The sequence below is a fragment of the Pseudomonas sp. NPDC086112 genome, from assembly GCF_044746425.1.
In the GTDB taxonomy this organism is placed as follows: Bacteria; Pseudomonadota; Gammaproteobacteria; order Pseudomonadales; family Pseudomonadaceae; genus Aquipseudomonas.
Genome location: NZ_JBIVCD010000004.1, coordinates 1 through 17,371, shown reverse-complemented (window position 1 = coordinate 17,371; position 17,371 = coordinate 1). Strand labels below are relative to the sequence as shown.

4 protein-coding genes are annotated in these 17,371 nt (G+C 61.5%); 2 read left to right on the top strand and 2 right to left on the bottom strand.

What is annotated here, in order from left to right; translation table 11 throughout:
• Positions 1-191: 191 nt before the first annotated feature.
• Both ACIPLA_RS04290 and ACIPLA_RS04285 read left to right on the top strand, forming a co-directional pair.
• The gene (locus ACIPLA_RS04290; protein ID WP_401171767.1) at positions 192-14,027 is read left to right on the top strand and encodes a retention module-containing protein; all 13,836 of its coding nucleotides are present in this window, start codon (positions 192-194) and stop codon (positions 14,025-14,027) included.
• A gap of 147 nt (positions 14,028-14,174) precedes the next feature.
• The gene (locus tag ACIPLA_RS04285; RefSeq protein WP_192346399.1) at positions 14,175-14,513 is read left to right on the top strand and encodes a tryptophan synthase subunit beta; all 339 of its coding nucleotides are present in this window, start codon (positions 14,175-14,177) and stop codon (positions 14,511-14,513) included.
• 156 nt (positions 14,514-14,669) lie between these two features.
• On the opposite strand, the gene ACIPLA_RS04280 is transcribed toward ACIPLA_RS04285, so the two are convergent.
• Together ACIPLA_RS04280 and lapD are read right to left on the bottom strand one after the other, a co-directional pair.
• On the bottom strand, positions 14,670-14,942 hold the full coding sequence (locus ACIPLA_RS04280) for a DUF6124 family protein (protein ID WP_401171764.1): 273 nt from the start codon (positions 14,940-14,942) through the stop codon (positions 14,670-14,672).
• Between the two features lie 480 nt (positions 14,943-15,422).
• Positions 15,423-17,369 carry a cyclic di-GMP receptor LapD gene (lapD, locus tag ACIPLA_RS04275; protein ID WP_401171761.1) on the bottom strand — a complete coding sequence of 649 codons (1,947 nt, stop codon included), beginning with the start codon at positions 17,367-17,369 and terminating at the stop codon, positions 15,423-15,425.
• Positions 17,370-17,371: the final 2 nt, after the last annotated feature.

Here is a 17,371-nt window from a genome sequence, read left to right as displayed (position 1 = left end):
TGTTTAGGATGGCTCCCCTAAGGTCAATAGTTTGGCATAAAGTTAATTTCGAAAAAATATAGCCAAATTATTGACTATTGCCGCGTCAAAGTTATGCATCAAACATCTTAGAAAGTACGTCCAGCCCCGATCGGCGAACATGCCGAGCGGTTCATGGAGGTCAACTGAACGTGACACCCGGAGAGTCTTCAATGAGCAGTGTTGTTGCCATCGTCAAAAGCATTGTTGGTCAGGTTTTCGCGGTGTCGCCAGAAGGCGTCCGCCGCGTACTCGTTGAAGGCGACCGGTTGTTGGTCGGCGATCAGGTAGACACCGGTGCCGCTGGCGCCATTACCCTCGAACTGGCTGATGGCCGCACCCTGGACCTGGGCCGCGACACTCAGTGGAGCGGCAGCGATCCGGATTCCAGCACCGACCTTGCGCAAGCCACTGCACAAGCCGCGCCATCGGTTGACGAATTGCAACAAGCCATCGCCGCCGGCGTCGACCCGACCACTGCTCTTGAAGCCACCGCGGCCGGCCCTGCGGCTGCGAGCGCAGGCGGCGCTGCCGGTGGCGGCCACAGCTTCGTGGCCCTGGAGGCAACCGCTGCCCGGGTCGACCCGACTATCGGCTTCCCGACTGAGGGTCTCGCCACTGCCGCGTTGGCAACACAAGACACCACCGGCGGCCAGACTGCCGACACCAGCGCCAATGCCCTGCGCGAATCGACCCTGAGCCTGAGCGCCACGCCGACCATCACCGAGGCCGGTGGCGTGCTGGTTTACACCGCGACCCTGACCGAAGCGCCGCTGACCGACCTGACCATCACCCTGTCCAATGGCTCGGTGATCGTGATTGCAGCCGGCCAAACCACCGGCACCGTCAACGTTCCGTTGGCACCGAACGACACGGTTTATAACGACTCGACCCAGATCAACGTGACCGTCACCGGCACCACGGGCGGCAGCGGTATCGTGGTCACCCCGCCGACCGTTCCGGCCGTGACTCAGGTCACCGACACCGTCGACACCAGCACCGTCACACTGTCAGCGGGCTCGACCGTCACTGAAGGTGGCCAGATCACCTACACCGCGACATTGACCAACCCGGCGCAAACGCCGGTCACCGTCACCCTGTCCAACGGTTCGACCATCACCATCGCCGCTGGCAACACCACCGGCAGCGTCAACGTTCCGACGCCGGCCAACGACGTCTACAACAATGGCAGTACCGTCAGCACCACGATTACCGGCGCGACTGGCGGCAACTTCGAAAATCTGGTGCCCAATCCAACCCCGGCCGTCACCACCATTACCGATTCCGCCGACACCACCACCGTCACGCTGACGGCGGGTTCGACTGTCACCGAAGGCGGTCAGATCACCTACACCGCGACCCTGACCAACCCGGCGCAGACGCCAGTCACCGTCACCCTGTCCAACGGTTCGACCATCACCATCGAAGCCGGCCAGACCACCGGCAGCGTGAACGTTCCGACGCCGGCCAATGACGTCTACAACAATGGCAGCACCCTCAGCACCACGATCACCGGGACTACCGGTGGCAACTTCGAGAATCTGGTGCCGAACCCGACTCCGGCGGTCACCACCATTACCGATTCGGTCGACGACACTGGCCTGACCCTGTCCGCCACCGGCAGCGTCACTGAAGGCGGCCAGATCACCTACACCGCCACGTTGACCAACCCGGCGCAGACACCGGTCACCGTCACCTTGTCCAACGGTTCGACCATCACCATCGAAGCCGGTAAAACCACGGGTTCCGTGAACGTCGACACCCCGGCCAATGACGTCTACAACAACGGCAGCACCGTCAGCACCACGATCACGGGCACCAGCGGCGGCAACTTCGAGAACCTGGTACCGAGCACCACGCCGGCAGTCACCACCATCACTGACTCGATCGACAATACCGGCCTGAGCCTCAGTGCCACCGGCACCGTCGTCGAAGGCGGCCAAATCACCTACACCGCCACCCTGACCAACCCGGCCGGCACGCCGATGACCGTGACCTTGAGCAACGGCTCGGTCATTACCATCGAAGCGGGCAAGACCACCGGCAGCGTGACCGTCGATACGCCGTCCAACGACGTCTACAACAACGGCAGCACCGTCAGCACTACGATCACCGGCACCACCGGCGGCAATTTCGAGCAACTGACCCCGAGCACGGAGCCGGCGCTCACTACCATTACCGACTCGAAAGACGACACCGGCCTGAGCCTGTCAGCGTCCACCGAAGTGGCCGAAGGTGGTCAGATTCTGTACACCGCGACGTTGACCAACGCCGCCGGGACTCCGGTCACCGTCACATTGAGCAACGGCGCCGTGATCACCATCGCCGCTGGCGCGACCACCGGCAGCGTGAGCGTCGATGCGCCTGCCGATGATGTTTATAAAGATGCCGGCAAGGTCGAAGTGACCATCGCGGACGCCGCCGGTGGCAACTTTGAGAACCTGGTGACGGACCCGGTGGCAGCGGTCACCGAGGTGACTGACACCCTCGACACTTCGACGGTTAATCTGACGGCGACGTCTACTGTCGCTGAAGGCGGGACCGTGGTTTACACCGCGTCCGTCAACGCACCGGTCACCGGTTCGCCAGTGGTTGTCACTCTGTCCAATGGCCAGACCATTACTATTCCGGTTGGATCGAGCAGCGGTTCTGTCAACTTCGTTGCGCCAAACGATGCGCTGGCTGGTGGAAGCTCGCTGAGCGTCAAGATCGACGATGCGAAAGGTGGTAACTACGAGAAGCTGGAGGTTGACGGCAAGTCGGCGGACACCTCGGTGACTGACACTGCGGACACCACCAATCTGTCGCTGACCGCCAGCGGTTCGGTGGATGAAGGCGGCCAGATCACCTACACGGCAACCCTGACCAATGCGGCCGGTACACCCGTGACCGTGACCTTGTCGAACGGCGCCGTGATCACCATTGAAGCGGGAAAAACCACTGGTTCCGTGACTGTCGATGCGCCGAAGGACGACGTCTACAAAGACACCGGCACCGTCGAAGCAACCATCAAAGATGCGACCGGCGGCAATTTCGAGAATTTGGTTGCCAGCAATACACCGGCGGTGACCACCGTCAACGACACCATCGACACCAGCACTGTTTCGCTGAGTGCCACTTCGAGCGTCGCCGAAGGCGGCACCGTGGTTTATACCGCGTCCGTGTCGGCACCGGTCACCGGCTCGCCAGTCGTCGTAACGCTGTCCAACGGCCAGATCATTACCATCCCGGTCGGCTCGAGCAGCGGTTCTGTCGACTTCGTTACGCCAAACGATGCGTTGGCAGGCGGCGGCTCCTTGAGCGTCAAAATCGACGATGCCAAAGGTGGTAACTACGAGAAGCTGGAAGTCGACGGCAAGTCGGCGGACACCTCGATCACTGATACTTCAGACACCACCACCCTCAGCCTGTCGGCGACCGACTCCGTGGCTGAAGGCGGGTCGATTGTTTACACCGCGACCCTGACCAACGCGGCCGGGACTCCGGTCACCGTCACGCTGAGCAACGGCGCGATCATCACCATCGCGGCCGGTGCAACTACCGGTTCCGTGACCGTCGATGCACCAAAAGACGACGTCTACAAGGACGCCGGCCAAGTCGAAGTGACCATCAAGGACGCTGCGGGCGGCAACTTCGAAAGCCTGGCGACCAACCCGGCGGCTGCGGTCACCGAGGTGACCGATACCCTTGATACTTCGACCGTCAACCTCACTGCGACCAGCACTGTGGCTGAAGGCGGCACCGTGGTTTATACCGCGTCTGTCAGCGCACCGGTCACCGGCTCGCCAGTGGTCGTGACCCTGTCCAACGGCCAGATCATCACCATTCCGGTTGGATCGAGCAGCGCCAGCGTGAACTTCACTGCGCCGAACGATGCCCTGGCTGGTGGCGGTTCTCTGAGCGTCAAGATCGACGATGCCAAGGGCGGCAACTACGAGAAACTGGACATCGATGGCAAGTCGGCGGACACCTCGGTCACTGACACTGCGGATACCACCAACCTGTCGCTGACCGCGACCGGAACCGTGGATGAAGGCGGCCAGATCACCTACACCGCGACCCTGACCAATGCGGCTGGCACACCAGTAACCGTCACGCTCAGCAACGGTGCCGTAATTACCATCGAAGCGGGTAAAACTACCGGTTCCGTGACTGTCGATGCGCCAAAAGACGACGTCTACAAAGACACCGGCACCGTCGAAGCGACCATCAAAGGCGCGACTGGTGGCAACTTCGAGAACCTGGTCGCCAGCGATACACCGGCGGTGACCACCGTCAACGACACTATCGACACCAGCACCGTTTCGCTGAGTGCCACTTCGACCGTCGCTGAAGGCGGCACCGTGGTTTACACGGCGTCCGTAACCTCACCGGTCACCGGCTCACCAGTGGTCGTCACTCTGTCCAACGGCCAGACCATTACCATTCCGGTTGGATTGAGCAGCGGTTCTGTCGACTTCGTTGCGCCAAATGATGCGCTGGCCGGTGGCGGCTCCTTGAGCGTCAAGATTGACGGCGCAACGGGCGGCAACTACGAGAAGCTGGACGTCGACGGCAAGTCGGCGGATACCTCGGTGACCGACACCGCTGACACCACCAACCTGTCGCTGACCGCGACCGGCACCGTGGATGAAGGTGGCCAGATCACCTACACGGCAACCCTGACCAATGCGGCTGGCACACCAGTAACCGTCACGCTCAGCAACGGCGCGATCATCACCATCGCGGCCGGTGCAACTACCGGTTCCGTGACCATCGATGCACCGAAGGACGACGTCTACAAGGACACCGGCACCGTTGAAGCGACCATCAAAGGCGCGACCGGCGGCAACTTTGAGAACCTGGTCACCAGCGATACGCCTGCGGCGACCACCGTCAATGACACCATCGACACCAGCACCGTTTCGCTGAGTGCCACTTCGAGCGTCGCCGAAGGCGGCACCGTGGTTTATACCGCGTCCGTGTCGGCGCCGGTCACCGGCTCGCCAGTCGTTGTCACCCTGTCCAACGGCCAGACCATCACCATCCCGGTCGGCTCGAGCAGCGGTTCTGTCAACTTCGTTGCGCCAAATGATGCGCTGGCTGGCGGCACCTCCCTGAGCGTCAAGATCGACGATGCCAAGGGCGGCAACTACGAGAAACTGGAAGTCGACGGCAAATCAGCCGATACCTCAGTGACCGATACTGCGGACACCACCAACCTGTCGCTGACCGCGACCGGCACCGTGGATGAAGGTGGCCAGATCACCTACACGGCAACCCTGACCAATGCGGCTGGCACACCAGTAACCGTCACGCTCAGCAACGGCGCGATCATCACCATCGCGGCCGGTGCAACTACCGGTTCCGTGACTGTCGATGCGCCGAAGGACGACGTCTACAAGGACACCGGCACCGTCGAAGCAACCATCAAAGATGCGACCGGCGGCAATTTCGAAAACCTGGTCGCCAGCGATACACCGGCGGTGACCACCGTCAATGACACCATCGACACCAGCACCGTTTCGCTGAGTGCCACTTCGAGCGTCGCCGAAGGCGGCACCGTGGTTTATACCGCGTCCGTGTCGGCGCCGGTCACCGGCTCGCCAGTCGTTGTCACCCTGTCCAACGGTCAGATCATCACCATCCCAGTCGGCTCGAGCAGCGGTTCTGTCAACTTCGTTGCACCAAACGATGCGCTGGCCGGCGGCAGCTCCCTGAGCGTCAAGATCGACGATGCCACCGGCGGTAACTACGAGAAGCTGGAAGTCGACGGCAAGTCGGCGGATACCTCGGTGACCGATACTACGGACGCCACCACCCTCAGCTTGAGCGCCACGGATTCGGTCACTGAAGGCGGGTCGATTGTTTACACCGCCACCCTGACCAACACCGCCGGCACGCCGGTCACCGTGACCTTGTCGAACGGAGCGGTGATCACCATTGCCGCTGGCGCGACTACGGGCAGCGTGACTGTCGACGCACCGAAGGACGACGTCTACAAGGACACCGGCACCGTCGAAGCAACCATCAAAGATGCGACCGGCGGCAACTTCGAAAATCTGGCCACCAATCCGGCGCCAGCGGTCACCGATGTGACCGATACCCTCGACACCTCGACTGTGAACCTCACCGCGACCAGCACCGTGGCTGAAGGCGGCACCGTGGTTTACACCGCGTCCGTCAACGCACCGGTCACCGGTTCGCCAGTCGTTGTGACCCTGTCGAACGGCCAGACCATCACCATCCCGGTTGGCTCAAGCAGCGGTTCTATCAACTTCGTTGCGCCAAATGATGCGCTGGCCGGTGGCGGCTCCTTGAGCGTCAAGATTGACGGCGCAACGGGCGGCAACTACGAAAAACTGGAAATCGACGGCAAGTCGGCGGACACCTCGGTGACCGACACCGCGGACACCACCAACCTGTCGCTGACCGCGACCGGTGCCGTGGATGAAGGTGGCCAGATCACCTACACGGCAACCCTGACCAATGCGGCCGGCACACCAGTAACCGTCACGCTCAGCAACGGTGCCGTGATCACCATCGAAGCGGGCAAAACCACCGGATCTGTGACTGTCGATGCACCGAAGGACGATGTCTACAAAGACACCGGCACCGTCGAAGCGACGATCAAAGACGCGACTGGTGGCAACTTCGAGAACCTGGTCGCCAGCGACACCCCGGCGGTGACCACCGTCAATGACACCCTCGACACCAGCACCGTTTCGCTGAGTGCCACTTCGAGCGTCGCCGAAGGCGGCACCGTGGTCTACACCGCGACGGTCAGCGCGCCCGTCACCGGTGCGCCAGTGGTCGTCACCCTGTCCAATGGCCAGACCATCACCATCCCGGTCGGGTCGAGCAGCGCCAGCGTCAACTTCACCGCACCAAACGATGCCCTGGCTGGCGGCGGCTCCCTGAGCGTCAAGATCGACGATGCCAAGGGCGGCAATTACGAAAAACTGGAAGTCGACGGCAAGTCGGCCGACACCTGGATCACCGATACCTCGGACACCACCAACCTGTCGCTGACCGCGACCGGCACCGTGGATGAAGGCGGCCAGATCACCTACACGGCTACCCTGACCAATGCAGCCGGTACTCCGGTAACCGTGACGCTGAGCAACGGCGCCGTCATCACCATCGAGGCAGGTAAAACCACCGGCTCCGCGACCGTCGACGCACCAAAAGACGATGTCTACAAAGACGCCGGCACTGTCGAAGCGACGATCACAGGTACGACCGGCGGTAATTTTGAGAAGCTGGTCGCCAGCGATACGCCTGCGGTGACCACCGTCAATGACACCATCGATGCCAGCACCGTTTCGCTGAGTGCCACTTCGAGTGTCGCTGAAGGCGGCACCGTGGTTTACACCGCGTCCGTCAGCGCACCGGTCACCGGCTCGCCAGTGGTCGTCACTCTGTCCAACGGCCAGACCATCACCATCCCGGTCGGCTCAAGCAGCGGTTCTGTCAACTTCGTTGCGCCAAATGATGCGTTGGCTGGCGGCACCTCCCTGAACGTCAAGATCGACGACGCCAAGGGCGGCAACTACGAAAAACTGGAAATCGACGGCAAATCGGCGGACACCTCGGTTACCGATACTGCGGACACTACAATCCTCAGCCTGAGCGCTACGGATTCGGTCGCTGAAGGCGGTTCCATCGTTTACACCGCCACCCTGACCAACGCCGCCGGTGCACCAGTGACCGTCACGCTGAGCAACGGTGCGATCATCACCATCGCAGCCGGTGCGACTACCGGCAGCGTGACCGTCGATGCGCCGAAAGACGACGTCTACAAAGATGCCGGCCAAGTTGAAGTGATCATCAAAGATGCCGCGGGCGGCAACTTCGAAAACCTGGCAACCAATCCGGCAGCGGCGGTCACCGAGGTGACTGACACCATCGACACTTCGACCGTGAACCTCACTGCAACCAGCACTGTGGCTGAAGGCGGCACCGTGGTTTACACCGCTTCGGTCTCTGCTCCGGTGACCGGCTCGCCGGTGGTTGTCACCCTGTCCAACGGCCAGACCATCACCATCCCGGTCGGCTCAAGCAGCGCCAGCGTCAACTTCACCGCGCCGAACGATGCTTTGGCCGGCGGTGGTTCGCTGAACGTCAAGATCGACGACGCCAAGGGCGGCAACTACGAAAAACTGGAAGTTGACGGCAAATCGGCGGACACCTCGGTTACCGATACTGCGGACACTACAACCCTCAGCCTGAGCGCTACGGATTCGGTCGCTGAAGGCGGTTCCATCGTTTACACCGCCACCCTGACCAACCCCGCCGGCACACCAGTGACCGTCACGCTGAGCAACGGCGCGATCATCACCATTGCCGCCGGTGCGACTACCGGCAGCGTGACCGTCGATGCGCCGAAAGACGACGTCTACAAAGATGCCGGCCAAGTTGAAGTGATCATCAAAGATGCCGCGGGCGGCAACTTCGAAAACCTGGCAACCAATCCGGCAGCGGCGGTCACCGAGGTGACTGACACCATCGACACTTCGACCGTGAACCTCACTGCAACCAGCACTGTGGCTGAAGGCGGCACCGTGGTTTACACCGCTTCGGTCTCTGCTCCGGTGACCGGCTCGCCGGTGGTTGTCACCCTGTCCAACGGCCAGACCATCACCATCCCGGTCGGCTCAAGCAGCGCCAGCGTCAACTTCACCGCGCCGAACGATGCTTTGGCCGGCGGTGGTTCGCTGAACGTCAAGATCGACGACGCCAAGGGCGGCAACTACGAAAAACTGGAAATCGACGGCAAATCGGCGGACACCTCGGTTACCGATACTGCGGACACTACAATCCTCAGCCTGAGCGCTACGGATTCGGTCGCTGAAGGCGGTTCCATCGTTTACACCGCCACCCTGACCAACGCCGCCGGTGCACCAGTGACCGTCACGCTGAGCAACGGTGCGATCATCACCATCGCAGCCGGTGCAACTACCGGCTCCGTGACTGTCGACGCACCGAAAGACGACGTCTACAAAGATGCCGGCCAAGTCGAAGTGACCATCAAAGATGCCGCAGGCGGCAACTTTGAAAATCTGATCACCAGCCCCGCGGCTGCAGTCACCGACGTGACCGATACTATCGACACCTCAACCGTGAACCTGACCGCGACGTCTAGCGTCGCCGAAGGCGGCACCGTGGTTTACACCGCATCCGTCTCCGCACCGGTCACCGGTTCGCCAGTGATCGTCACCCTGTCCAACGGCCAGACCATCACCATCCCGGTCGGCGCCAGCAGTGCCAGCGTCAACTTCACCGCACCAAACGACGCCCTGACCGGCGGCACCTCCCTGAGCGTCAAGATCGACGATGCCAAAGGCGGCAACTACGAGAAACTGGAAATCGACGGCAAATCAGCCGACACCTCGGTGACCGACACCGCCGACACCACCAACCTGTCGCTGACCGCGACCGGCACAGTGGATGAAGGCGGCCAGATCACCTACACCGCGACCCTGACCAACGCCGCCGGCACACCTGTGACCGTCACGCTGAGCAACGGCGCCGTCATCACCATCGAAGCGGGTAAAACTACCGGTTCCGTGACCGTCGACGCACCAAAAGACGACGTCTACAAAGACGCCGGCACCGTCGAAGCAACCATCTCCACTGCCACCGGTGGCAACTTCGAAAACCTGGTGCCAAGCACTGCCCCGGCAGTCACCAGCATCACCGACACCCTCGACACCTCGACGGTTACCCTGAACGCCACCGCGTCGGCAACTGAAGGCGGCACCGTCACTTACACCGCGACTGTCGGTGCGCCCGTGACGGGCAGCCCGGTCACCGTGTCCTTGGCCAACGGTCAGACGATCACCATCGAAGTCGGTAAAACCACCGGTACCGTGACCACCGCCGCACCGAACGACGCATTGGCCGGTCATGCTCCGCTGACCAACTCGATCACCAGCGTCAGCGGCGGCAACTACGAGAATCTGGTAGCGGATAAAACGCCGGTCAGCACCATCGTGACCGACACCGTCGACACCACCAACCTCAGCCTGAGCGCGACCAACTCGGTCGCCGAAGGTAGCCAGATCACTTACACCGCGACCCTGACCAACGCCGCCGGCACTCCGGTGACCGTGACGTTGAGCAATGGCGCCGTGATCACCATCGACGCTGGCAAAACCACTGGCACCGTGACTGTCGACGCACCGAAAGACGACGTCTACAAAGACGCCGGCCAAGTCGAAGCAACCATCACTGGCGCCACCGGCGGCAACTTCGAAAACCTGGTCACCAGCAATACTGCTGCGGTCACGACTGTCACCGACACGATCGACAAAACCGAAGTCAGCATCAGCGGCAGCACCTCGGTCACCGAAGGCCAGACCGCCAGCTACACCGTCAGCCTGACCCACCCGGCGCAGACCGAAGTGACCCTGAAAATCGTCTACAGCGGCACTGCCGCCGACGGTTCGGACTTCACCGGCGTGTACACCGTGAAAATCCCGGCGGGCGCCAGCAGCGCAAGCTTCAACGTCGCGACGCTGGACGACAAGCTCACCGAAGGCACCGAGAACTTCGTGGTCAAGATCGACTCGGCCACCGGCGGCAACTTCGAAAACCTCGCGGTCAGTGCTTCCAACGGCAGTGTCAGCACCTCGATCATCGACAACGATGCCGCGCCGGTTCTCGACCTGGACGCCAACAACTCCAGCGGTGCCACCGGGGCCAACTACAACGTGACCTTCACCGAAGGCACTACCGGCCAAGGCGTCTCAATTGGCGACACCGACCTGAAAATCACCGACCCGGACAGCACGATGCTGACCGGCGCGACCATCGTGCTGACCAACCGTCAGCCGGGCGATGCGCTGAACCTGGGCAACAGCGTCAATGGCATCAGCATCAACGCCAACAGCCAGGACGGCACGGTTACCCTGACCCTGTCGGGCAACGCGACGCTGGCCGACTACATGCAGCAGATCAAAAACATCAGCTTCACCAACAGCAGTGAAGATCCGAGCACCGTGCCACGGATCATCACCGTGACGGTGACCGATGGCAGCAACTACTCCAACACCGCGACCACCACCGTCAACGTGGTGGCCGTGAACGACGCGCCGACCGCCGCACCGGTTAACGTCACCGGCACCGAAGACACCCCGCTGATTCTCGGCTGGTCGACCTTCGGCGTCAGCGATGTCGACAGCGCAACCGCCAACCTGGGGGTGAAAATCACTCAGCTGCCGGGCGACGGCAAGTTGCAGTACCTGGACGGTGCGACCTGGAAAGACGTGGCGACCAACCAGACCGTCAGCAAGGCCGATATCGACGCCGGCAAGTTGCGCTTCACGCCAGATGCCAACGAATCGGGCATCGATGGTTACGGTGGCAGCGGCCTGGGCAACAACCAGGCTGACTACGCGCAGATCAAGTTCCAGCCAACCGACGGTCAACTGCTGGGCAGCACCGGCACGGTGAAAATCGACATCACACCGGTTGCCGACGCGCCGTCCCTGAGCGTCGCGGACAACAGCGTCAAGTCGACCGGCCTGATCAAGGAAGTCTGGACCGGTCTGTCGGGCCTTGGCACCGATGGCAGCGGCGCATCTTCCAGTACGCTGAAATCGGTCATCGACGGCGCGGGTACACCGAACTCCAGTGGCACCGTGACCAATGTGCAGTCCAACGGCAGTGTCACGGCCGGCACCGCCTCGAAAACCTCTGGCCTGATTTACCTCGAAGCCGGCAAGACATACACCTTCAGCGGTACCGGTGACGACAGTCTGTTGGTGACCATCGGCGGTAAAAACGTGGCCGCAATCACTTGGGGCGCGGGCGGTAACCTGAACGGTTCGTTCATCCCGACCACCAGCGGTTATTACACCCTGGACATCTACCACCACAACCAGAGTGGCCCGGGCAGCTATGACGTCAACCTGTCGGTCAATGGCGGTGCGGCGGTCGACCTGAGCAGTGCCGGCGTGCCGCTGTACACCGGCGTGGCGGATCTGGCCGCTTCTGGTGTGACGGTTTCCGATCTGCACGGCACCAATGGCGAAGGCTACTACGACGGCTACAAACTCAACGAAGGCGCCGAAGGCACCAGCGTTCACCTGTCCGCGATCAAAACGGCACTGACCGACACCGACGGCTCCGAAAGCCTGAGCGTGAAGATCAGCGGCATACCGGAGGGCTCGGTGCTCACCGACGGTGCGGGCCATACCTTCACCGCCAGCGCCACCTCCGGTGAAGCCAACGTCACCGGCTGGAACCTCGGGACGCTGACCGTCACCCCGCCGCCGTACTACAACGGCCAGTTCACCCTGACCGTGACATCGACCTCCACCGAAGCCCATGGCGGTTCGGCACCGAGTACCGCGCAGATCCCGGTCACGGTGTACCCGGCGGTATACAACGCCGTCACCGCCACTGCCGCCGATGACACCATCACCGGTACCGACGGCAACGACATCATGGTCGCCGACATCGGCGGGCTGACCGTGGTGCCGGGCACCAACTACAACATCGCCTTCATGGTCGACAGCTCGGGCAGCATGAGCGCTTCTTCGATCAGCGCCGCCAAGGACTCGCTGACCGCGGTATTCAACACCCTCAAGCAAAGCATGGGTGGCAACTCCGGGACGGTGAACATCTTCCTGGCGGACTTTGATAACCAGGTCAACAAATCGGTGTCGGTGAACCTGAACGATCCGAACGCTCTGACCTTGCTCAAATCCGTGCTGGACTCGATGTCGTCCGGCGGCGGCACCAACTACGAGGACGTGTTCAAAACCACGGCCAACTGGTTCCAGAGTGCCGATGCGATGGCCAACACCGGCGCGAAGAACCTCACGTACTTCATCACCGACGGCAAGCCGACCTACTACCAGGGTGGCGAGCAAACCAACCCGACCTTGTTCGGCAATGTGAGGCTCGATGACGTCATCACCACCACCAATTACAAGTTGGGGCAGACATATTCCAGCTACCTGGACAACACTCACTACCTGACCATCGACAGTGCCGGCAACGTCACACTGCAGACTCTGAAAAACTCGGGGCGCTGGAGCAGTTCTGAACTGGGCACCCTCCATGCCGAGGGCAACGGCACCTATGAGCTGTCCTATCGCGATGGCACCGGCTACAGCACCGATTCCACTGCCATCGACAACTCCACCAGCAGCTTCACATTGCTGAGCAGCGTGTCGACGGTGGAAGCCATCGGCCTGAACAAGGACGTTACCCTCGGCGACCTCAAGCCGTACGACTCGGATCAAACGCCACAAACCAACATCGACCCGAAAGACCTGGCCAACTCGATCATCGGCCATACCGAAGCGACGATGCCGGGTGCCGACACGGTCAGCGGCGGCGACGGCAACGACCTGCTGTTCGGCGACCTGGTGAGTTTCAACGGCGTTGCCGGTGAGGGTTATCAGGCCATGCAGGCGTTCGTGGCCCAGCAGACCGGCGTCGACGCCAGCAAAGTCACCACCAGCAACGTGCACCAGTACATCACCGAGCACTACACCGAGTTCGACGTCTCTGGCGCCCACGACGGTAACGACACGCTGCTGGGTGGCGCGGGCAACGACATTCTCTTCGGCCAGGGTGGCAATGACCTCCTCGACGCCGGCAAGGGCAATGACATCCTGCTTGGCGGCAGCGGCAATGACTCGTTGATCGGTGGTCAAGGCAACGACATCCTGATTGGCGGTTCGGGTGCCGACACCTTCATCTGGAAGGCTGGCGATACCGGCAGCGACGTGATCAAGGACTTCAAAGCCAGCGAAGGCGACCGCATCGACCTGCGTGATCTGTTGCAGGGCGAAACCGGCAGCACCATTGATAACTTCTTGAAGATCACCACGGTGGATGGTGTGTCGTCCCTGCAAGTCAGTTCTGGCGGCAAGTTCAACGGCGCCGACGCAGCAGCGGCCGCCCCGGACGTGACGATCAAACTGGAAGGCAACAATTGGTCCAGCGCCAGCATCAACTCGTTGATCGCCGGCAGTGACCCGACCATCAAGGTCGATCACAACAACAGCTGATCAGCAGGCTGACGGCCGCCCAAACCGGGCGGCCGTCACGTTTGCGCCTACCTCACGGGTGACGATTCCGTTGTCGCACCGCATACTCGCCTGCGTTGGCCTATGCTGCTGACAGCACGACGCTGGTCCATTTCCGAGGGATGCTCAATGTTTTACGTGCAACGCGATGCGCAAGGTCAGTTAGTGCGCGTGGAAGCCACGGCCTACACCGAGGCCACGGAAACGCTGCCGGCCGACCACCATGAAATCCAGGCCTGGTTTGCCCACGAAGTGGTTGAGACCAGCCTCAAGCAGCTCAAGCAGAGCGACCTGGAAATGATCCGGGTACTCGACGACTTGATTCAGGTGCTGACCCAAAAAGGCGTGATCCGCGTCACCGACCTGCCGCCGGCTGCGCAAGCCAAGCTGATGGACCGGACCCAGGCCCGTGAAGCGTTGGGCGGGTTGAGTCAATTGATCGATGATGATGAGACGGGGTTGATCTAACGCCCCGCCTTCATTGTTGTTTGTGCTGACGCCTTCGCGGGCAAGCCTCGCTCCTACAGAGTCGTGTTTGTCCACGCGATGGTGCGTTGTCATCCGTCCTGTAGGAGCGAGGCTTGCCCGCGAAGGCGATCTTCAACTCACCACCGTTCCAACCTGCTAAACCTCGGCCCGAGCCTGCATCGGCGGCGATTCAAGGTGATCCAGCGCCCGTTCCACCAATAACTGCACACCATCGGCCAAATGGCTAAGCGCCAGGGCTACTGAACGCCGTGAGCCTTCCACATCATCCGCCAGGTCGGCGGCGATGGCGCTGATGGACAGCAAGTCTTCGGAGGCGTTGGCCAGAAGGGCTTCGGTGTCGATGTCGGGGGAGACGGTGAAGAGGCGGCCTTTGCGGGGCTCAGGCGGATTTGGAGTTACTTTGAACATAAGAAATACCCTAAACAGTAAGTTGGAGCCGTCACCGTTCGCTTGCACGCGAATAGGGTGGCGGCCGTGCGCAGGTGTGCAAGACCGGGACTGTTTAGGACACCCAGCAGATCCGAGGATCTCCTGCGCGCAGCCGCCATAAAGCAGTGAACATCGAAATGCTCATTGAGAGGAATGGCAGCACGCTACCTAAACAGTTTGGTCGGACTTGCACGTCCGTGTCACCGATTATTCAGTGACAAGGCCAGACTAGGCCTGAGTTTTGGCCAAAACAAGTTCACCAACACCGCTACAACTTGAAGGAAATCTCCTAGGAATTTTCTATCAGATCTTTTCCGGTGCCTGTGCTGACGCCTTCGCGAGCAAGCCCGCTCCCACAGTTGATCGGGGCTAACCGCAGGATTGTGGTATGACACAAGTCCAATGTGGGAGCGGGCTTGCTCGCGAAGACGGACTGACTGACACCTCTGCACCAAAACCCTACTGCCAAGGCTTCGGCTCACCAAAGAGTTGCCCCTGAACCCCATACAACCCCATCTCACGAATCACCGCCAACTCCCCTTCGGTCTCGACCCGCTCGGCAATCAGCGGCAAATCAATGCTGTGCGCCGCCCGCTGAATCGCCTCGATGAACAGACGCTTGTCGCTCTCCTGATCAATCGCCCGGATGTAACTGCCGTCGATCTTCAGATACGCCAACCCCAACCGCGCCAAATTGCCGATCATGCTGAAACGTCCACCAAAACGCTGCAGACTCAACGAGAACCCAAGCTCGCGCAGACGCCGCGTCAGCTGTTCCAACACCGCTTGCTCGGGCAATTGCTCTTCGCCGATTTCCAGGGTCAGTCGTTCCCCGAGATTCGAATGCTGACGCAGAATATCGAACACTTTGTTCAGCGCCTGCGGATCCGCCAGTGTCGCCGAAGACAGGTTCAACGCCAGCGACTCGTCATGCTCGGCCATCTGTTCAAGCACCAGTTCCAGCATCAAACGGTCCAGCCGCGCGGTCCAGCCGAAACGCTCGAGCCAGGGCAAGAAACGCCCGGCGGGAATGGTCTGACCTTGCTCGTCGAGCAGACGCGACAGCACTTTGTAATGCAGCACCACCTGCGTGTCGTGGCTGGCCACCACCGGCTGGAAGTACAGCTCGAAACGCTGCTGATCCAACGCCTGATCGAGCAAGGTGTGCCAGGCATGGTGGTCATCGCCAACCCGGGCCGATGCACTGTGATCGAGGCACGCCCAGCTCGGTTCGCCCTGACTTTCCGCCTGGGCCAGTGCCTGATCCGCCAACCCGATCACTGCTTGCGGCGAGTCGCCATGGGCAAACGGCGCCAGCCCGATCGAGGCTACCGAAGCGACGTCCGTGGCGCCCGTCGCATGCAGGCTCGCCAAGGCGCTATCGAGGTTACTCGCCAGTTGCAGCGCTTCTTCGCGCACCAGCCCCGGCGCCAGCACGGCGAATTCACCGCCACGAATGCGCGTGACGAGGTTCTGGGTTTCCGGGTACTTGGCGCACTCACGGGACAACTGCTCGCCAACCGCTTTGAGCAATTCGTCAGTGCGCTGACCGCCCAGCCGCTGGTTCAAACCAGCCAGGTCCTTGACCCGCAGCAGCAGCAAATAGCCGGAACTGGCCTGCTCGGCATTGCTTACTCGTGCGTTCAATTGCATTTCGAAATAGCGCCGGTTGGCCAGGCCGGTCAGGTTGTCCTGATAGGACTCGGCCCGCAGTTTTTCACTGCGTTCAGCCTGTTCCTGGAACAGCGCCTTGAGCTTCTCGACCATCTGGTTCATGGCCTGCACCACCCGCCGCAGTTCCGGGGTGCGCGGCAGTTCCGGCAGGCTGAGGAATTCGCGGCGAGCAATGGCGTGGGATTGCTTGACCATGTAATCGAGAGGCTTCAGTTGCCGGCGCAGCAACAGCGCGCCCAACACCGCACTCACCGCGCCGCAGATCAGCAGCCAGCCGAGGCTGCCTAACGCGCTCTGCCACAACTTGGCCAACGCAAACATCGGATGGCTGACCACCTCGACCCGCGCGGCCTGCTCCCAGCCACGGCTGACAAGCGCGTCGCCACCGGCCGGTTCCAGGCCGATCAGTTTGACGAACCAGTCCGGCACGTTAGTGACCGCCGGGATGCCGCTGCGCTCGACAATTGTCTTGTCATTGGTCAGATCGACCACACGGATGCTCGCGTAATAACCGCTGTCGAAGATCGAACTGACCAGCAGCTCGACCATCGCCGGGTCATCGATGTTCGGTGTCAGAGACAGCGCCAACGCCGTGGCTGCGTCCTGGGCATGGGAGCGCAACTGGTTGACGTACTGGGTACGCGAGCTTTCCAGACTGACCATGAAGCTGCCGGTGAAGGCGACCACCAGGAACAGACAGATAGCGATCAACAGCTGTTTGAACAAAGACATCT